The sequence below is a fragment of the Ramlibacter sp. genome (genome assembly GCF_035548915.1).
Lineage (GTDB): Bacteria > Pseudomonadota > Gammaproteobacteria > Burkholderiales > Burkholderiaceae_C > Ramlibacter.
The window spans coordinates 170,603-189,999 of record NZ_DASZSE010000018.1 but is presented as its reverse complement, the minus strand read 5'-3'; the positions used below and the strand labels follow the sequence as shown (position 1 = coordinate 189,999).

Sequence of the window (19,397 nt, the reverse complement as noted above, 5' to 3'; positions counted from 1 at the left end):
CAGCTCATTCTAGAATCGTGCCACACCTCGCACTTTCGCGGGGTGTTCGCGTTTGCCCCGCACGCCGGCAGTGGTTCTCCCCTTGATCCTGCTCAAGCACCCGGCACTTATTGAATCCGATGGACTTACCCAAGCTCACTCCCGGCCGACGCCACACGCTGCCGCGGCCCGCCGGCTCCGCCGATGCGCTGCTCATCGCTCGCCTCGCCGAGCGCGAACGCGCGCTCGGCCGCATCACCGCCATCGTCACGGCCGACGCGACCGATGCACAGCGGCTCGTGGACGAACTCTGCTTCTTCGCGCCGGAGCTGCGCGCCGCGCTCTTCCCCGACTGGGAAACCCTGCCGTACGACCAGTTCTCGCCGCACCAGGACCTGATCAGCGAGCGGCTCGCAACGCTCTGGCGCATCGTGCAGCGCGAAGCCGACGTCATCGTCGTGCCGGCCACGACGGCGCTTTACCGCCTCGCGCCTCCGGCGTTCCTTGCGGGCTACACCTTTCACTTCGCGGTGAAGCAGAAGCTCGACGAGGCGAAGCTGAAGGCCCAGCTCACGCTCGCGGGCTACAACCACGTCACGCAGGTGGTCGGCCCGGGCGAATACGCGGTGCGAGGCGGGCTGATCGACCTGTTCCCGATGGGCTCGCAGGTGCCCTTTCGCGTGGATCTCTTCGACGACGAAGTCGATTCGATCCGCACGTTCGACCCGGATTCGCAGCGCAGCCTTTTTCCCGTGCCGGAGGTGCGGCTGCTGCCGGGGCGCGAGTTCCCGATGGACGACGAGGCCCGGGCGCGCTTTCGAAGCCGCTGGCGTGAACTGCTCGAGGGCGACCCGACGCGAAGCCGCATCTACAAGGACATGGGCAACGGCGTCGCGACCGCGGGCATCGAATACTACCTGCCGCTCTTCTTCGAGGAGACGGCGACCGTGTTCGACTACCTCGGCCGCGAGTCGACGGTGGTGCTGCACGGCGATCTGGAGCCTGCCTTCCAGCGGTTCTGGCAGGACACGCGCGAGCGTCATCGGCTGCTGCAAGGCGACCCGGAGCGGCCTGCGCTCGCCCCCGAAGCGCTCTTCCTGAGCTCGGAGCAGTTCTATACGCGCGCGAACGAGCATGCGCAGCTCGCGCTGCGCCACCCTCACCCCAGCCCTCTCCCGCCAGCGGGAGAGGGAGCCCATCCGCATGCCCCTCTCCCGCCAGCGGGAGAGGGAGCCAGTCCTCATGCCCGGACATCGGACTTCGCAGCTGTTCCTCTCGAAGCACCCGCGTCGAAGAACGCAGCGCTCCCTCTCCCGCCTGCGGGAGAGGGCTGGGGTGAGGGCCGCGCCTTCCAGCCTCTGCCGCAGATGGCCGTCCACCGCGGCGCGGAAGACCCCCTCGAAGCCTTCAAGCGGTTCGTCGACGCATCTCCCGCACGCGTCCTGATACTCGCCGAAAGCATCGGCCGGCGCGAAAGCCTGCTCGACTTCCTGCGCGCGAGCCACGTCTCGCCGCCCGCCTTCGACACGCTCGAGGAATTCCAGCAAAGCGATGAAAAGCTCGGCATCGCGACCGCGCCGCTCGCCGCCGGCTTCCTCTGGGCCGAAGAAGAGATCGCCTTCGTCACCGAAACCGAGCTCTTCGCCTCCGGCCCGACGACGCGCCGCAGGAAGAAGCAGGAACAGGTAAGCGACGTCGAAGCGCTCATCAAGGACCTCTCCGAGCTGAACGTGGGCGACCCCGTCGTGCACGCGCAGCACGGCATCGGCCGCTACAAGGGCCTCGTCAACATGGACCTCGGGCAAGGCCTCGACGCGCAGGGCCGCCCCATGCTGCAGGAGTTCCTGCATCTCGAATACGCCGACGACGCGACGCTCTACGTGCCCGTGAGCCAGCTGCATCTGGTGAGCCGCTACACGGGCGTGAGCGCCGACGAGGCGCCGCTGCACAGGCTCGGCTCCGGCCAATGGGAAAAAGCGAAGCGCAAGGCCGCGCAACAGGTGCGCGATTCGGCGGCGGAACTGCTGAACATCTACGCGCGCCGCGCCGCGCGCCAGGGCCACGCCTTCCGCTTCACGCCGCAGGACTACGAGGCGTTCGCCAATGACTTCGGCTTCGAGGAAACCGCCGACCAGAACGCCGCGATCCACGCGGTGATCCAGGACATGATCTCGCCACGGCCGATGGACCGGCTCGTCTGCGGCGACGTGGGCTTCGGCAAGACCGAAGTCGCGCTGCGCGCCGCGTTCATCGCGGTGGTCGGCGGCAAGCAGGTCGCCTTCCTCGCGCCCACCACGCTGCTGGCGGAACAGCACTTCCAGACGCTCGTGGACCGCTTCTCGAAGTGGCCCGTGAAGGTCGTGGAGATGAGCCGTTTCCGCTCGGGCAAGGAGATCGCGGCGGCGGCCAAGGGCCTGGAAGACGGAACGGTCGACATCGTGGTGGGCACGCACAAGCTGCTGTCGGCGTCCGTGAAGTTCAGGAACCTCGGGCTTCTCATCATCGACGAGGAACACCGCTTCGGCGTGCGCCACAAGGAAGCGATCAAGGCGATGCGCGCCGAAGTCGACGTGCTCACGCTCACCGCCACGCCGATTCCGCGCACGCTGGGCATGGCGCTCGAGGGCCTGCGCGATCTCTCGGTGATCGCGACCGCGCCGCAGCGGCGGCTTGCGATCAAGACCTTCGTGCGCAACGAAGGCAACGGCGTGATCCGCGAAGCCGTGCTGCGCGAGCTGAAGCGCGGCGGCCAGGTCTATTTCCTGCACAACGAAGTGGAGACGATCCAGAACCGGCGCGAGCATCTCGAACGGCTGCTGCCCGAAGCGCGCATCGCGGTCGCGCACGGCCAGATGCCCGAGCGCGAGCTCGAACGCGTGATGCGCGAATTCATCTCGCAGCGGCACAACGTGCTGCTGTGCTCCACCATCATCGAAACCGGCATCGACGTGCCCACCGCCAACACGATCGTCATCTCGCGCGCGGACAAGTTCGGCCTTGCGCAGCTGCACCAGTTGCGCGGGCGCGTCGGGCGGTCGCACCATCAGGCGTATGCGTACCTGATGGTGCCCGACACGCAAGGCCTCACGAAGCAGGCGGCGCAGCGCCTGGAAGCGATCCAGCAGATGGAGGAACTGGGCTCGGGCTTCTATCTCGCGATGCACGATCTCGAAATTCGCGGCGCGGGTGAAGTGCTCGGCGAAAGCCAGAGCGGCAACATGCTGGAAGTCGGCTTCCAGCTTTACAACGAGATGCTCGCCGAGGCCGTGAAGTCGCTGAAGGCGGGCCGCGAGCCGGACCTGCTCGCGCCTCTTTCCGTCACGACCGAGATCAACCTGCATGCGCCCGCGCTCTTGCCCGACGACTACTGCGGCGACGTGCATCTGCGCCTGTCGTTCTACAAGAAGCTCGCCACCGCGAAGACGGTGGACCAGATCGACCGGCTGCTGGAGGAGATCGTCGACCGATTCGGCAAGATGCCGCCGCAGGCGCAGACGCTCATCGACGTGCACCGGCTGCGCGTGCTCGCGCGGCCTTACGGCGTGGTGAAGGTGGATGCGGCGCCGGGCGTGATCCACATCTCGTTCAGGCCCAACCCCCCGATCGAGCCGATGGCGATCATCCAGATGGTGCAGAAGAACCGCCACATCAAGCTCGCGGGCAACGACAAGCTGCGTATCGAGAAGTCGCTCGTCGACGTGAAGGATCGCGCGCAGATGGTGCGGGACGTGCTGCGGGGGCTCGGGCAGCCGAAGGTGGTGGAAACGGCCTGAGCGGGCGCCCGGGGGAAGACGGTCATGTCCCATCGCCGCAAGCGCCTCGTCGCCGCTGACCGCGGCCGTGAACGACGAAGGCGCGCCGCCGGCCGCCCCCGCCCGCGTCACCGATGAATGTCGTTCTTGTTCTGGATGATCCGGCCGACCAGCCCGTACTCGATCGCCTCTTCGGCCGACAGCCAGCGGTCCCGCTCGATATCCTCCAGCACCTTCTCCAGCGGCCGGCCGGTCTCGCGTGAAATGGTGCGCGCCACGCGTTCGCGCGCCTTGATGATCTCCTGCGCATGGATCGCGATGTCGCTCGCCGGGCCGCCCGCACCGCCGCTGGGCTGATGGATCAGAAAGCGCGTGTTCGGCGTGCAGTAGCGGCGTTCCCTCGGCACGGCGAGGTACAGATGCGTCGCGGCACTGCCCACCCAGCCGGTGCCGATCATGTTCACCGGCGCGCCGATGAAGCGGATCATGTCGTGGATCGCGTCACCCGACTCCAGGTGGCCGCCGGGCGAGCTCACGATGAGGTCGATGGGCAGCGGCGAGTCGGCATCGAGCGCGATGAGTCGCCGCGTGATGTCGCTTGCCGACGTATCGCTGATGGTGCCGAACACCATCACGGTGCGGGACTTGAAGGCCTTCTCTTCGAGGAAGGCGTTGCGCGGCTCGGCCGTGGACGCGGTGGGCTCATCCTTCTCGTGTTCGTATTCGGGCGTTTCCATGGCGGGCTCTCCTTTTTTCCGTTGAGCCGTGATGATGCACCAACGCGCGATGGCACGTTCGCGAGCCTGTGCAAAAGGCTCTCGCCCAGCCGATCCGAAAGCGTGCGCGAGAGGCGCGCCTCGAGCATCTCGAGCACCGCTGCCTCGGAAGCTTGCGCGAGGCTCAGCTCGCCCGCGATGAAGGCATCGATCACCTCCGGGTGGATGTAGCACTTGCGGCAGATGGTGGGCGTATTGCCGAGCCGCTCGGCCACGCGTTCGACCGCGGACTTGATGGCGAGCTTCTGCGCCTTCTGCGTCTGGCCGCGCTCGATCTCGACCAGCGCGAGCGCGGCCATCACCGTGCCGGCCCACGTGCGGAAATCTTTGGCCGTCACGTCGCGGCCCGTGATCTCGCGCAGGTACGCATTGACGTCGGCCGAGGTCACGCGCCTCAGCTCGCCCTCCTCGTCCAGGTACTGGAAGAGTTCCTGCCCCGGCAGCTCCTGGCACGCCTTCACGATGCGCGTGATGCGGCGGTCGCGCACCTGCAGCTGCCACACCCGGCCGCTCTTGCCCGTGAAGCGGAAGCGCAACCGAGCGCCTTGCACCTTCACGTGCGGGTTGCGCAGCGTCGTGAGGCCGTAGCTCTTGTTGCTTCTCGCGTAGTCGTCGTTGCCGATGCGAATGAGCGTGGTCTCCAGCAGGTTCACGACGGTCGCGAGCACCTTCTCGCGCGGCAGGCCGCGCAGCGCCATGTGACTTTCGATCGTGGCGCGGATCGCCGGCAGCGAGCGCGCGAACTCGAGCATGCGCTCGTACTTCGTGCTGTCGCGCACTTCGCGGAAGTGCGGGTGGTAGCGATACTGCTTGCGCCCGCGCGCGTCGCGTCCCGTGGCCTGAAGATGCCCGTTGGCATTCGCGCAGATCCACACGTCCGTCCACGCGGGCGGGATCGCGAGCTTGCGGATGCGTTCGAGCGTCGCGGCGTCGCGCACCTCGCGTCCGTTCGCATGGCGATAGCCAAACGCCTCGCCCACGCGCTCGCGCGCGAGCCCCGGCTCTTCATCCGAGACGTAGCGCAGCCCGGCCGATTGCGCATGCTCCTTCGCATCCGGCAGGCTGGGGGAAAGATCGCTGTCCTTGCCCATGTCAGCTCGCGATTGTCCGAGTCGCCCGGCCATCGGCCGCGTAGGACGGCGGCACGCGGCCTTGCCCGACAATGGTTCGAGTCCGGATGAGACAATCCTTCGCCATGGACTCTCCACGTGAAATAGCGGCGGGCCTTGTCGTGCGGGGCTTTGCGCCGCCGCTGGCGCTCAGCCGGTTCAGGCTGATCGCCTTCGACATGGATTCGACGCTCATCAACATCGAGTGCGTCGACGAGATCGCGGACGTCGCCGGCTGCAAGGCGGAAGTCGCCGCCATCACCGAGGCCGCCATGCGCGGCGAAATCGCGGACTACAAGGAAAGCCTGCGCAGGCGCGTCGCGCTGCTTCGCGGCGTCACCGTGGCCGATCTGGAGCAGGTGTACGTCGAGCGGCTTCGGCTCAATCCCGGCGCGGAGCGGCTCGTGGCGGCGTGCAAGGCCGCGGGCCTCGCGACGCTGCTGGTCTCCGGCGGCTTCACCTTCTTCACCGACCGCGTGCGCGAGAGACTCGGCATCGACTTCGTGCGCTCGAACGTGCTGGAAGTCCGCTCGGGGCCCAACTGCGGCGAGTTGACGGGGCGGATGGTGGACCAGGAGTGGGGCGACATCTGCGACGGCGCCGAGAAGCGCAGGATGTTCCTCGAGACCTGCGCGAAGCTCGGCATCTCACCGAAGGAGGCGATCGCGATGGGCGACGGGGCGAACGACCTGCCGATGATGAAGGAAGCGGGGCTGTCGGTGGCGTATCACGCGAAGCCCCGGGTGCGCGAGCAGGCGATGGTGCAGATCAACGTGGGCGGGCTCGACCGCTTGCTGGAAGTGGTGCGGGAACGGTAGCACCGCTTCAGCCTTCCCAAGGCTCCCTGGCGAGCGACGGATCCTCGAAGATGTCGCGCAGCCCGGGACTGAGCGCGTCGGGGCCCGAACGCCTCGTCATCTCGTCCCCCACCGCCTCGTGCAGCATGCGCAGATGCGCGTCACCGCCGGCCGTGTGGTCCTGCGTCGCGGCCAGCGTGCGGTGCGTGCCCCGAAGATCCGCGTCCTTCATGTGCTTGAGCTGCCCCGCAACGTTTTCCTTGAAGGCCTGCTCGTAGGTCTTGCCGTTCGCCACGAGGGGCTGGATGACCGCGGGCATCCGCGCCGTGATCTCCCGGGCGGCCAGCCGGGCCGCGATCGGACTCGCGTCGGCGCCCTCGCGCGGCTTGAACGCGTCCAGCAGCTTGCCGACCTCCTTCTGCGCGGCTGCCTGCCGAGCCCGGTGATCCGGGCTGAAACGGGGCAGCCGGGGGGTGCCGGCGGAAACGGCCCGCTCGAGGAGATTGCTCAGCTGCTTGAATACGCCTGCGATGGACTTGCGCGCCGCCGGCCGACCCGCGGCCACGTCGCGGCCGCCCAGCTTCGGCGCGTCTGCGGCGTTCCCAGTGGACTGAAGGGGGGTGTGGGAGAGCAGTCGATCGATGAATGACACGTGAAACCTCCTTCTGGCGTCGTGACCCGAGTGCATTGGCTAAGTAACGCCAGGAACGCAATGGTTCCACTGCCGGCGGTCCCGCGGCTCGCGCCGGGACGTTCAGCCCGGCACCTTGACCGTGAACCGCGTGCCCTCCCCCACGCGCGAATCCACCTCGATCGAGCCGCCGTGAATCTGCACGGCGTTCTTCACGATGGCCAGGCCCAGCCCCGTTCCCGGAATCGCGCCCACGTTGCTCGCGCGATGAAACGATTCGAAGAGATGCGCGATCTCCTCCGCCGGAATGCCGATCCCCTGGTCGCTCACCTCGAAGACGGTGACGCCCTCACCGTCCCGACGCACGCTGAAGCGCACCTCTCCGCCTTGCGGCGAATACTTGATCGCGTTGGCGAGCAGGTTGCCGAAGATGTGCCTCAGAAGCTTCTCGTCGTACTGCCCTTCTCCCACGCCCGGGCCGCACTCGGCCACCACGTCGCACCTGCGGTAGACGTCCTCGGCCCTCGCTTCGTCCACGAGCTGGCGGCACAGCGCCGGCAGGTCCACTGTCTTCGGCTCGAAGTCGAGCATCTGCGCATCGGCCCGGCCGAGCAGCAGCACGCGGTCCATCATCCGCGACATGCGCTGCACGCCGGCGGAGATGCTGTCGAGGATCTCGAGCCGCTCCGCCTGCGGCAGGCGCTCGCCGTAGTGGCGCAGCAGCTCCTCGGCCGAGAGGATCGCCGCGAGCGGCGTGCGGAATTCGTGGCTCGTCATCGCGACGAAGCGCGTGCGCAGTTCATTGAGCGCCTTTTGCTGTTCGAGCGCCTCGCGCATCTCGGCTTCGGACTTCTTGCGGTCGGTGATGTCGAGGAAGGTCCAGATCACGCCGCTGTCCGGATCGTTGGGCCGCACGCAGCTGCCGCCCATCTCCACCCAGAAGAGTTCGCCGTTCGCGCGCCTGAGCTCCTTCTCGCACACGTACGACCCCGTGGCGATCAGTGCCGCCCTCGCCTGCACGCCGAAACGCTCCCACGAGTCGATGTCGGGGTGGATGTAGGCGGAAGTCTGGCCGATGAGCGCCTCGCGCGGAAGCCCGAGCATGTGCGCGAAACGGTCGTTCACCCACTCGTGGCGGCGGTTCACCGACAGCACGATGCCCACGGGCGCGCTGTTGAGAATCGCCTCGCGCTCGCCGAGCACGCCGCGCAGTCGCTCCTGCGACTCCTCGAGCACCCGCACCATCGCGTGCTCGGCGGCGATGCGCGCCTGCGCCTGCTCCTTGAAGCGGCGGGCCACGTTGATGCGATCGGCGAGCGCGAACGAGAGCAGCACCATTTCGAGCGCGGAGCCGATCAGGAGGGCGTTGGTCGTGAAGAGGTTGGACGGGATCGTGCCCGTGTTGTGCAGGAAGAGCGTGAACACGCCCGCGAGCAGCAGCGCCCACGCGGTGAAGAAGAACCGCGCGCCCGCGAAGCCGCGCCGCACGCTCAGCACGCCCACCACCACCATCGCCGCGACGCTGATCACGGCCAGCACGGTCACCATCCAGGACGAATAGCGATACGGCAGCCCGAACGCGACGCCGAGCGTGACCGTCCAGCCCACCATGAGCGCGAGCAAGACGCGGTCGAGCCGCGGCATGCGCACCGCGCTCGAGAGGAAGTTGCGCGCGAACATGAGCCCGAAGAGTGCCGCGGCCGTCATGCCCACCGGCGGCGAGATGCTGTTCCACCAGAGCTGGCCCGGCCAGAGGAACTGGTAGCCGATGCCCGTGAGCGCCGCGAGGCCGATGCCCATCGACGCCGCGAAGGCGACGTAGATGAGATAGCCCACGTCCCCCACTGACAGGAAGAGAAGGAGGTTGTAAAGCAGCAGCCCCGCGAGCAAGCCGAAGTAAAGACTCAGGGCCGCGTAGGTGGCTTGGTCGTTCTTCCAGAGCGCGGCCGGCCGCCAGAGGCGCGTGGGCGCCGAGACGGTGCCTTCGGACTGGATGCGCATGTACAGCGTCGTCTCGCGCCCCGCGGGCAGGCTCACCGGCAACACATGGTTGCGATGCGGCACGGCTCGGTGCGCAAACGCGAGGAGGTCGCCCCCGGCCTGCATCGTGAAGCCGCCTCCCGGCAGGGGCGCGTACAGCTCCACGCGGTCGAGCGGCGGATACGCGACTTCGATCAGCCAGTCGGGCGCGATGCCCGCGGCCGCTTCGAGCTCGATGCGCAGCCAGATCGCCGCGCGCGTGAGGCCGAAGTTCGCGCCGGGTCCCCGATACGGCACCGGCACGAAGCGCCGCTGCTGCGCGGGCTGCACCACGTCGCCGATCCTCAGCTCGCCCTGCGGGTCCTCGAAGTACGTGAAGTGCGGCGAGAGGTCGTAGAAGTCGGCGTCCGCCCCGATGGCGAGCCGCCCAGGCTGCGATGCGGCAAGCCGCGGCACGAGTGCCAGGAAGAGAGCCAGGAGCAGCGTGAGGAGCCGCGCGTGGACCAGCGACACGGGCAGCGCCAGCACCCGCGGCCGCAGCGCGCGCGCATGCCGCTGACGCATCAGGTCCTTTCGATGCGGGGCACGCCGGCGGCCACGCTGAAGCTCGCGAGCGTGAGAATGCCGCTGTCGGCGCGTTCGGGCCGCTCGACGCCGCGCAGCCGCACGGCCAGGGCCCGGGGCGTCACGTCCACGACGCCGTAGCCGCGATGCTCGGCGTCGGCGAAGACGAAGTGCGGGTTGCGCGCGAGCGCATCGAGCGCGAGCGGCTGCGTGCCGCCGTGCGAGGTGATGCTCGTGCCGCAGAACTCCACGCCGATCGGCTCGCTCGCGGGCTGCGCGTAGTCGGCCTTCACGTGGCCCACCCAGTTCTCGTGCACGTCGCCGCCGAGCATCACGGCATTGGGCACGCGGTTCCTGCGCAACGACTCGATGAAGCGCCTGCGCGCGGCCTCGTAGCCGTCCCAGCCGTCGTTCCATCGCACGGGCCCGAGGCGGCCTTGCAGCGTGCGCGGACCGAAGAGCGTCGACTGGCCCACGAGGTTCCAGCCGCCGGGGGCGGAGGCGAACTGCGCATCGAGCCATTGCTCCTGCGCGCGGCCGAGGAACGTGCGTTTCGGGTCTTCCCACTCGGGGCACTTCGCGGGGTCGAGCGAGGACGAGCCGTGGCGATCCACCGGATTGCACACCTGCCGGTCGCGGTACTGGCGCGCATCGAGGAGGTAGAGGTCGCCGAGCTTTCCGAGGCGATGGCGCGAGTAGATGCGCATCTCCGCGCCGCTTTGCATGCCCGCGACTCCGCGCGTGAGCGTGCCCGCGCGCACCGGCATGTGTTCGTAGTACGCCTGGTAGGCCGCGGCGCGGCGCGCGCGCGGGTCCGACGCCGCGCCGGGAAAGCCGGCCTCGTCGCCCGCATAGTCGTTCTGCACTTCGTGGTCGTCCCAGGTCATGAACCAGGGGCACACGGCGTGCAGCGCCTTCAGATCGGGGTCGGTCTTGTAGAGGGCGTGGCGCGCACGGTAGTCCGCAAGCGTCGTCGCTTCGCCGCCCGCGAACGGGCGAACGGGCGGCGCGCCGGCGCCGTACTCGTAGATGTAGTCGCCGAGGAAGACGACGGCATCCGGATTCTCGGCGCGCAGGTGCCGCCACGCGGAGAAGAAGCCGTGTTCCCAGCGCTGGCACGAGGCATAGGCCAGGCGCAGCTTCTGCACGGCGGCATCGGGCGCGGGCAAGGTGCGCGTGCGGGCGACCGGGCTTGCCCAGTCGCCCGTCATGAATCGATAGAAGTACCAGCGGTCGGGGTCGAGTCCGCCCGGCTCCGCGTGCACGCTGTGCGCGAGCTCGGGCAGTGCCTGCGCCTGGCCGCTTGCGGCGATGCGGGTGAAGGCTTCGTCGTGCGCGACTTCCCAGCGCACCGTGACCGGCTCGCGCGGCTCGGCGCCCTCGGGTGCGACGAGGCGCGTCCACAGCACGGCGCTCGTTGCATCCGGCGTGCCGCTTGCGACACCGAGCGCGAACGGATCGGCGCTGAATCTCGGCTGGCTCCAGGCGCTGCGCGGCAGCCACAGCGTCGTGGCCGACGCGGCGGCGAGTTGCAGGAGCCGGCGGCGGTCGAGGGGGGCGGTGGCGCGCATCCGCGCACGATATCAGGGTGCGGCGGGGCCGGAGGCTGGCGCACAGCCGAGACCGCTGCACGCGGTGCCCTCACCCCCACCCTCTCCCACAGGGAGAGGGAGCAAGGCCCGGTGGGCGCCGGCTTCTCGTTCGGGCTTGGTCCGTGCCGTGCGAAGCACCGCTTCACGCGGGCGGGGGCGCCTTGGTGCCCGCATCGTCCGCGGCTTTCTGAAGCTGATCGAGCAAGCCGGGCTTCTTCGCGCCCGCGCCTTTGCCTGCCGCTTGCTTCGCCGCGTCGGCCAGACCGCCGGGGGATTCGGCGTCGGGCTTGGACGCATCGCCGGCCGCGGACTGCAGCGCATCGAGAGGGCTGGGAGCCGCCGCGGCGCCGGCTGCGGCAGGCGAGCCCGCGGCTGCCTTTGCCGCCGAGAGTGCATCCGCTTTCCCTCCGGCTTGCCGATGGGCGGTGCCGCCGGGAGCTCGTTCCTCTTGCGACGCCGGCTCCGCTTGTGCAGTGGCAGCGCCTTCTGCCGCGGCAGGTGTCGTCTCGGCCGGCTGCACGGATGCATCCGCCGCCGTCGTCGCGGACGCGGGTGCGCCGGCCGCCGCGGCACCTTCGGAAGCAGGAGGAGCGACCGCATCATCCGCAGTAGCCGGGGATGGCGCGGCGGCCTTGTCCTGTTGCGCGGGCGTCGCTGTGGCCGACGAATCGGTCTGCGATTCGGCCGCTGTCGCGGAGGTCTGTGCCGCACCCTGCGGTTGCGTGGCGGCACCTTGCCCCGCACCCGCACCCGCACCCGCACCCGCACCCGCTCCTGCTCCTGCTCCTGCTCCTGCTCCTGCTCCTGCTCCTGCTCCTGCTCCTGCTCCTGCTCCTGCTCCTGCTCCTGCTCCTGCTCCTGCTGCAGCACCAGCACCAGCACCAGCACCAGCACCAGCACCAGCTCCAGCACCAGCTCCAGCACCAGCTCCAGCACCAGCTCCAGCTCCAGCACCAGCTCCAGCTCCAGCACCAGCTCCAGCTCCAGCTCCAGCGCCAGCACCAGCTCCAGCATCCGCCCCCGCCGCGGGCTTCTTCTCTTCCTTCTTCCGCGGCTCACCACCGGCCTTCTGCACTTCGGCCTCGACGATCGACTCGGCGCTCACCACGTCTGCTCGCGCGGCATTCGTCTGCGCCTTCGCAACCTCTGCCTTCTCCAGCGACGCTTCGATCGCCGACTGCCCGCGATCACGATGCTCGGTCACCTTCTGCTGCGCCTCGGCCGTCTTGCGATGCACTTCCTCCGACGCCGACTGCGTCGTCTCGCGCGCCGACGCCACCTCGGCCGCGATGGAATCGAGCTGCTCCTTCGAAGCCGCCTCCACTTCCTTCGCCGCCTTCTCCGCCGGCTCCACCGCCGCGCGCGCATCGCGCTCCAGATGCTCCAGCGACTCACGCGCCGCATCGAGCTGCGCCTTCTGCGCATCGTGCGCATCGCGCGCACTCTTTCCATGCGCCTCGGCCGCGCCGCGCGCCGAAGCGAGTTCGGCTTGCATGCGAGCAGCCGTGCCATCGAGCGAGGCGAGCGACCCCTGCGCGCCCTCCACCTGCCCCGAGGCCGCCTGCCCCGCCGCATCGAACTGCGACTGCGTGGCCGCGGCCTGCTGCGCCGAAGCGAGCAACTGCGCCGCCTGCATCTGCGCTTGCGCTTCGCCCTGCCGCTGCTGCAGATCGCCGGGCAACGCATCGGCCGGTGCGCTTGCCTGCGCCAGCGCGGCCTTCAGCTGCGCAAGCGACGAGCCCGCCTGCGCATCGGCCTGCGAACGCGCGCCGAGCACGCCCGCATCCGTCGGCGCGGCGCCGCCCGAAAGCCCCTGGAACTGCGTCTGCGCCGCCTGCAGGAACTGCTGCAGCAGCGACTCGCCCGTGCCCGCCAGCGCGTCGACCTGCGAGCGCAGCACATCCACCGGCGGCATCATCTTGGCCTTCACCTGCTCGAAGAACGCGGCCTGCCCGTCCGCGGCCGGATTCAGCTTCGCCTTCAGCGCCTCGAGCGCCGAGCGCACGGTGCCGATGCTCGCGTTCATCGCCGACACCGGCGACTGCATCTGCGACTGCACACCGTCGACGGCCGAAGACACCTGCGCGAAGATGCCGTCCACCTGCGAGCGCACCGGCATGAGGAGCGCGCCCTTGAAGCCCGCCACTTTCGTCTGCACGTCCGAGAGCTTCTGCATCGGCTGGGCCGAGCCCATGAAGCCGTCGTGCGCCGACTTCACCTGATCCACGAGCGCCTGCGGCCGCTTCTGCAGTTCATCGGCCTGCGTGCGCATCTGCGTCGCGACGCCGGTCATCTTCTCCTGGCCCTGCTCCAGCTGCGTCTTCACTGTCGCAAGAAGATCCAGCACCTTCTGGATCGCCTGCTTCACCGTGTCGATGGCCTGCTGCAGCACGGGCTTGAGCGCATCGACGATGCCGCCTGCGGTGTTGAGCGCGGTCGTCGCGGTCGTGCCCGCGGTCTGCACCGCCGTGCGAGCGATTTCGATCGTCGCCTTGATGCCGGGGATGCTCGCCTTCACACCGATGAAAAGCATCCGCGCCGCCGCGAGCGCGGGCGCGCGCGTCACGTACTTCGTGCACACGGCGATCGCGTTGTCGCAGCGCGCGCTCGCCTGGTCCAGCTCCGCGCTCGCCTGCACGAGCGCCGAATCGGCCCGTTCCACGAAAGGAGGAATGCGCCCCTTGATCGTCTCGATCAGCGACTTCGCCTCGTCGATCATCGTGAAGACCGGATCGAACCGCTCGGGCAGCGACTCGATCTGCGGCTTGAGCGTTTCGAGCTCGGAGATCACCTGCGACAACGCATCCTTCAGCACGCCGATCGCCTTCTCGACGGCCGAGACCACCGTGTCGATCACCTCGCGGATCTTCGCGGCGAGCCCGTCGATGCGCGCGATCTGTTCGGCGATCTTGCCGAGGATGGCGCCGATCGCCTCGCCGATGGCCGAAAGCTTCTGCAGCACCGCATCGATCGCGGCTTCCACTGCCGCGATCACCGCCGACACCGGCACGGAAAAATCCGGCAGCTGGTTCTTGAACGCGCCCACCTGCGCGACGAGGTCCTGCACCTGCTTGTCGATCGCCTGCGCCACGCCATCCACCTGCGCGAGCGCGGCATCGATCGCGGCCGTCACCTCCGTGCGGATCGCGGTGATCTCCGCGGTCACGGCCGCAAGCGATGCGGCGAGGCCCTGCGAGCCGCCGTCGATGTCGAGCCCGAGCCCCGAAGCCGCGGAACGCAGGCTCTGCGTCGCCGAGGTGATTTCGCCTTTCAGCAGCTCGAACGCCGCCTTCGCCTGCGCCTCCACTGCCGCGCGGGCATCGGGCGTCGCGGCCGCGTTCATCTGCTGCTGAAGCGGCGCGAGCGATGCGATGAACGACTGCACGCGCGGCTGCAAGGCGGCGGCCGTGTCCACGAGCGAAGGCGCCCGCGCCGCGGCCGACTGCAGCGTTGCCGCAAGTGCGCCGACATCGAAGTGAAGCCCCGCGAGCCGAGCCGGAACGCCCGCCACCACGGCGCCCACGTGCTCCATCTGCGACGGCAAGGCCGACAAGCCTTGCGCGGCCGCCGCCAGCTTCGGGCCGATCGCGGACACCGAAGCGAGCAGCCCGCCCAGGCCGGATTGCAGCTTCGCGAGCGCCGACGCGAGCTCGCCCATGATCGAGACCGGATCGAGCGGGATCGAGAGCTGGCCCACCTGCGAAGCGACGTCGGAAAGCTGGCCCGTCACCGTCGCGATCGCCGAACCCATCTCCGACACGCCCTTCGCGAGCTCGGTGCCGAGCGTCGTGCCCGCCTGCGAGACGGCGCTCGCGACTTCCGTCGCGCCCTCGGCGATCGCGGTCGTCGCCTGCGTCACGAACTTCATCGGCGCCTCACAACCCGTCGAGGATGCCGGTGACCGACGCGCTCGCCTCGGTCATGGCTTCCTGGATCGCCGGGACCTTCGACGGCGTGGGCTCGAGCGACACCGGAGCGAGCTTGATCTCGCCGATCGTGATGTCCACCTGTTCGAGCGACTGTTCGATCTCGGGCAGCACCTCGGCGCCTTCGATCCGCACTTCCTCCAGCACGGGCAGCAGCGGCGCGGGCGTGGGCGGCGGCGCGAGCAACTGCGCCACGGGCACCGCGGGCGGCTCGGCCACCGCTGGTGGCGCGGGCGCCGCCGGCATGACCGACAGCATCGGCTGCCGCGCGCTTTCGATGAGGACAAGCGCGCCGCGAACGACCCGCCCGGCGAGCACCTCGATCACTTCCTCGTCGCTCGCATCGAACACGCTCGAAGCGGGTTCGACTCGCTGCAACGCGCGTCGCAGCGCCGACACCGCGCCCACGTCGCCCAGCCAGAAGCGCAGCCACTCGGCGGCCGATGCCGTGTCGGTGAAGCGGCGCTGGTGGCCGCGCCGCACGTCGAGCGGCGTGCCGAAGTCCCATTGCGGAGCCCGTTCGATCGCGTAGGGCAGCGGCGCGTCGAGCGGGTCGTGCAGCCAGACGAGGTCGCCGTGACGGCGCAATGTGGCCAGAGGCACGCTCAAGGAATGTCCCGCTCCTTCCTGCCGAAGCAACAAACTGGGACGATTGTAGGATCAGGGCCGGTCGCGGTCGCGGCGGCGCAGGGGCTGGTTCTTCTGCCAGATGGCAAGCAGGATGAGCCCGTAGGAAATGACCCGGATGCCGTAGAAGAGCGGATCGCTCTCGTCGCCGGAGGAAATCGTAATGAATATCCGGTTGACCGCCTCCATCCAGAAGGAGAGGGCGAACCAGAGGAAGAAGCGGTCGCGCGTGTGGTGCCAGAACTTGAAGAAGAAAAGTCCCACCACGACCCAGCCGAACGCGATGGCGCCCGCCAGGTTGTCCGCGAGACCCGTGAGAAATTCCGCCGTCACTGCTCCTCCCACACCAGACCGTACAGCATGAGCACCACGGCCGCGAGCGAGGCCCCGAGACGCAGGAAGATGAGGTCGATCTCGACGTACACCATCTTGTCCAGGATCAGGACCACGTTGTTGACGCTGAGCGCGGCAAAGCAAAGCGCGCTCCAGAAAAGCAGGCGCGAGCCCGCGCTGCGCCAGCTGCGCCACAGCAGCACGAAGCACGCGATGCTCGTGAGCGCGCAGAGGGTATACATGAAAGGAGCCATGGCTTCACGAATCCTTTCTGAGCCGGAATGCATCGGCGAATTGTTGCGCGCGCTTGTCCAGACGGGAATGGATGAGATCGGTGACCGGCACCAGGTGTTCGGCATAGGCTTCGGCCAGGCCGTCGATGCGCTGGGCGAGCTCCGGCGTCGAAGGGTGGAAGCGGTAGCGATTTTCGTTGCCGTCGCGCTGCCGCTCGAAGATGCCCGCGGCGCTCGCGGCTTCCAGCAGCTCGACCGCGCGGGATTCGGGGACGTACAGCCGCCGAGCGACGGACGGCACGTCCCAATCCGCGCCGGGCGCGGTCCTGAGCAGCAGCACCGCTTCCAGGTAAGGAACGGACGGAATGCTCGTGAGAATGAAGCGCCGGGTGTCGGCGCTCAGCTCGCGGCGTGTCATTTCCAGTTTCCGAGGCGGTTCGGCCGCTGCTCGTTTTCCCGCGTCCGGCCCGCTGCTTCTGCGATGTACATTGCCTCAAATGTAGCGCGAAGCGCCGGCGAAGTGTGCCGGGTCCTGCCCGCGGTGCGCCCTTCCTCCACGAGCGTTCGAGCCCTTCGGGGCTCGCTTTTTTTCGCGAACCCTCCCGCGAGACGGCCATGAGCTCGACAGTTCGGCTCTTCATCGCGCTGTGGCCCACCCCGGGCACGCTGGAAGCGCTCGTGCGCCACCAGAAAAGCTGGCAGTGGTCGGCGAGCGCCCGGCTCACTCGCGGCGAACGCATGCACCTCACGCTGCACTTTCTCGGCCAGGTGCCCACGCATCGCGTCGAAGCGCTTCGCCGCGCGCTCGGCGTGCCCTTCGAGCCGTTCGACCTGAGTCTGGACACACCCGAGACGTGGCGGGGCGGCCTTGCGGTTCTATGCGCGGATGCCGTGCCGCGCGAGCTGCTCGCGCTGCACGGATCGCTCGCGGCGCGGCTCGCGCGCCTGTCGCTTCCGCTCGAAGACAGACCCTTGCGCGTGCACGCCACGCTCGCGCGCGGCGCGCAGCGCTCGCGTCCGCCGGACGCACCGGACCCCGTCGCGTGGCCGGCGCACGACGGCTACGCGCTGGTGCGCTCGCTGCCGGGCGGACAGGGCTACGAAACGCTTCAGCGCTTTTCCTGAGTCGCGCGGGCGCGGGCGCTCGCAATGATGCCGCGCGCCGCGACCTCGGCGGCGAGCGACGATTCGAGCGGCGAGCGGCACAGCCCCGCGTGGCCGTAGTTGAGGTTTTCGTACAGCTCGGCAGCGGAGGGAAAGCTTTCGAGGACGGCTTCGAGCCCGGCGTCGTGCGGCACGTTCGCGAGTTCGCCCGCGAGGTGCTGGATCACCGCCCGATACTGATCCGCATCCACCCGCACGGGACTTCGCTCCAGCCTCTCGAGCACGCGTGCGAGGACGACGAGGTTCTTGTGGACTGTGGTGTTCATGCATCAAAGCTAAGGACGAGTCGACTCCTTTGCAAGGGCTCGAAAGCTCGTGCGGTCGTCGGAGGAACGTGCCGGACGAACGTCGGACATCGCCGCTTGCCTGGTTCGTCGTCCCCGGGGCGAGCGGCCCGCACCGGGCGATCGGTGCGCCGCGCCGCCCGCTTCACTTCCGCGGCGGCGGATTGCTTTCGTCGAAGCCGGGTCGCGTGGGCTCGAAGTCCGGCGGCGAAGCGGCGGCCTCCTGCGGCTCGGTGTCCGGCGCGCCGGTGGTCTTCAGGGCTTCGTCGCGGATGCGAAAAAGCGCCTGCAGGTCTTCCTCCAGCTGCGAATCGGTCGTTTCCGCGGCCGGGGAAGCGGATGCGTCGGCGGACCCGTCGGCTTCCCCTTCCGGGGCGGAACCCGCGTCGGAGGCGCTGCCCTCGCGGGCCAGGCCCGCCTGTGTCGATTGGCCGGAGGCGCTCCAGCTCGCCGGGTCGGGCAGCGACCCGTGGCCATCCCGCGGCTTGCCCTCGAACTGCCAGGAGACGCTGAACACCCAGTCGCGCGCCTTGGGCTCGAACTTGAGCAATTCCTCCATGAAGGTCTGCTGGAACGCGTGCACGTACGGCGCGAGCCGGTCATCGCCCTGGCGCACGACGAGCAGCACGTGCATGCCTTCGCCTCCGCGCCGGGTACTCATCACCGAGAGGATGCGCGACTCGATCCAGTCGGAGGGAATGCCGTGGCGGCGCATGGTGTCGCGCAGCACCACTTGCACGAGGTCGCGGCGCGGCGCGTTGTGGCGCCCCCCGATTTCGGTGGAAGCGCCCTCGTCTTCCCCGTCGTCGAAGGGGGCCGATGCGGACGGCGCGACGCCCGGCCGCGCCGGGGGCTCCTTGTTGCCGAAAATCTTGTCGAGCCAACCCATCGGGCGATTGTGTCATTCCTTCAGGTGAAAGAGCATGCGCGTGCCCGCGATCTCCAGCACGTCCTCCTCGGCGAGCTGAAGCGCCTCCTCGCCGACCGGCTTGCCGTTCAGAAGCGGCACGGTATCGCCCGCCAGGTGCGCCACGAAAAAGCCCGTGCGCCGATGCGACACCGACACCACGCACACGCCGGGCTTGCCGAAGGTCGTGACCGCCTTCACCACCGGCACCTCGAGGCCCGCGGACGAACCCGACACCACCTGGAAGCTCGCGTTGGGCTGCGGCTGGTGGATGCCCATCGTCATCGTGGAGCCGAAGCCGCTCGGCTCCTCCGACGCCTGCAGGTAGCGGATGCGGAAGTGCGCGATCGAAATGATGTCGCCGTCGTGCAGCAGCGTGCGGCCCTTCACCATGTGGTCGTTGACGTAAGTCCCGTTGGTGCTGTGCAGGTCTTCCAGGTAGACGTCGGCCAGGCCCTCCAGCTCGAAGGCGCAGTGGCGCCCGCTCACGACCATGTTGTCCAGCACGATGTCGTTGTCCGGATTGCGCCCGAGCATCGTGCGATCCTTGTGGATGTACACGTGCTTGATCTCGATTCCCTGCACCGATGCGATCAGTTGCGGCATGCCACGCGCTCCCCCAGGCGCCGAACCGCCGGCGCGCGAAGGCCATGGTAGCGGGGCCGCCGCGCGCGTTCAAGGTTTGACTGCGCGGCCGCTCGGGCCTACGCTGGATGTCCGAAGCCTCTAGAGGAGCGCGCGCC

General features: G+C 68.9%; 16 protein-coding genes. 3 read left to right on the top strand and 13 right to left on the bottom strand.

All coding sequences use genetic code 11. From position 1 onward, the window contains the following. Nucleotides 1-119: 119 nt before the first annotated feature. Nucleotides 120-3,752: a transcription-repair coupling factor gene (mfd, locus tag VHA82_RS05000; RefSeq protein WP_325540856.1), complete on the top strand. Its 3,633-nt coding sequence runs from the start codon at nt 120-122 to the stop codon at nt 3,750-3,752. 107 nt (nt 3,753-3,859) lie between these two features. Here the strand turns inward: mfd and VHA82_RS04995 are convergent, their stop codons facing one another. Continuing rightward, nucleotides 3,860-4,468, bottom strand: a complete 609-nt coding sequence (locus VHA82_RS04995; protein ID WP_325540855.1) for an ATP-dependent Clp protease proteolytic subunit — start codon at nt 4,466-4,468, stop codon at nt 3,860-3,862. Continuing rightward, nucleotides 4,363-5,598 carry a DNA topoisomerase IB gene (locus VHA82_RS04990; RefSeq protein ID WP_325540854.1) on the bottom strand — a complete coding sequence of 412 codons (1,236 nt, stop codon included), beginning with the start codon at nt 5,596-5,598 and terminating at the stop codon, nt 4,363-4,365. Before VHA82_RS04990 ends, VHA82_RS04995 begins: the two co-directional genes overlap by 106 nt. Before the next feature lie 104 nt (nt 5,599-5,702). Here VHA82_RS04990 and serB point away from each other — a divergent pair, with 104 nt between their 5' ends. Then, nucleotides 5,703-6,434, top strand: a complete 732-nt coding sequence (serB, locus tag VHA82_RS04985; RefSeq protein WP_325540853.1) for a phosphoserine phosphatase SerB — start codon at nt 5,703-5,705, stop codon at nt 6,432-6,434. Between the two features lie 7 nt (nt 6,435-6,441). On the opposite strand, the gene VHA82_RS04980 is transcribed toward serB, so the two are convergent. From VHA82_RS04980 to VHA82_RS04945, 8 genes are all read right to left on the bottom strand, one after another. Next, nucleotides 6,442-7,065 (bottom strand): hypothetical protein, encoded by a 624-nt coding sequence (locus VHA82_RS04980; RefSeq protein WP_325540852.1) that lies wholly within the window; start codon nt 7,063-7,065, stop codon nt 6,442-6,444. Nucleotides 7,066-7,167: 102 nt separating this feature from the next. After that, nucleotides 7,168-9,588: a 7TM diverse intracellular signaling domain-containing protein gene (locus tag VHA82_RS04975; protein WP_325540850.1), complete on the bottom strand. Its 2,421-nt coding sequence runs from the start codon at nt 9,586-9,588 to the stop codon at nt 7,168-7,170. Then, nucleotides 9,588-11,159, bottom strand: a complete 1,572-nt coding sequence (locus VHA82_RS04970; protein WP_325540848.1) for an alkaline phosphatase D family protein — start codon at nt 11,157-11,159, stop codon at nt 9,588-9,590. Before VHA82_RS04970 ends, VHA82_RS04975 begins: the two co-directional genes overlap by 1 nt. 163 nt (nt 11,160-11,322) lie before the next feature. Continuing rightward, complete coding sequence (locus tag VHA82_RS04965) at nt 11,323-15,048, bottom strand: hypothetical protein (protein WP_325540846.1); 3,726 nt, start codon at nt 15,046-15,048, stop codon at nt 11,323-11,325. 7 nt (nt 15,049-15,055) lie between these two features. Beyond that, nucleotides 15,056-15,715 carry a hypothetical protein gene (locus VHA82_RS04960; protein WP_325540844.1) on the bottom strand — a complete coding sequence of 220 codons (660 nt, stop codon included), beginning with the start codon at nt 15,713-15,715 and terminating at the stop codon, nt 15,056-15,058. A 51-nt stretch (nt 15,716-15,766) separates the two neighbouring features. Beyond that, nucleotides 15,767-16,066 (bottom strand): DUF5985 family protein, encoded by a 300-nt coding sequence (locus VHA82_RS04955; RefSeq protein ID WP_325540842.1) that lies wholly within the window; start codon nt 16,064-16,066, stop codon nt 15,767-15,769. After that, on the bottom strand, nt 16,063-16,320 hold the full coding sequence (locus VHA82_RS04950; RefSeq protein WP_325540840.1) for a DUF5985 family protein: 258 nt from the start codon (nt 16,318-16,320) through the stop codon (nt 16,063-16,065). The genes VHA82_RS04955 and VHA82_RS04950 overlap by 4 nt, the downstream gene beginning before the upstream one ends. A 4-nt stretch (nt 16,321-16,324) precedes the next feature. After that, on the bottom strand, nt 16,325-16,717 hold the full coding sequence (locus VHA82_RS04945) for a hypothetical protein (protein WP_325540838.1): 393 nt from the start codon (nt 16,715-16,717) through the stop codon (nt 16,325-16,327). A gap of 197 nt (nt 16,718-16,914) precedes the next feature. On the opposite strand from VHA82_RS04945, the gene thpR reads away from it, so the two are divergent. Next, the gene (gene thpR / locus VHA82_RS04940) at nt 16,915-17,424 is read left to right on the top strand and encodes an RNA 2',3'-cyclic phosphodiesterase (protein ID WP_325540836.1); all 510 of its coding nucleotides are present in this window, start codon (nt 16,915-16,917) and stop codon (nt 17,422-17,424) included. On the opposite strand, the gene VHA82_RS04935 is transcribed toward thpR, so the two are convergent. The 3 genes from VHA82_RS04935 to VHA82_RS04925 form a co-directional block, all read right to left on the bottom strand. Next, nucleotides 17,409-17,729, bottom strand: coding sequence for a hypothetical protein (locus VHA82_RS04935; RefSeq protein ID WP_325540835.1), 321 nt, complete (start codon nt 17,727-17,729; stop codon nt 17,409-17,411). The two genes, thpR and VHA82_RS04935, sit on opposite strands and share 16 nt — an antisense overlap. A 163-nt stretch (nt 17,730-17,892) precedes the next feature. Further along, entirely contained in the window at nt 17,893-18,636 is a 744-nt protein-coding gene (locus VHA82_RS04930) for a hypothetical protein (RefSeq protein WP_325540834.1), read from the bottom strand. A gap of 12 nt (nt 18,637-18,648) precedes the next feature. After that, complete coding sequence (locus VHA82_RS04925; protein WP_325540832.1) at nt 18,649-19,260, bottom strand: FHA domain-containing protein; 612 nt, start codon at nt 19,258-19,260, stop codon at nt 18,649-18,651. Nucleotides 19,261-19,397: the final 137 nt, after the last annotated feature.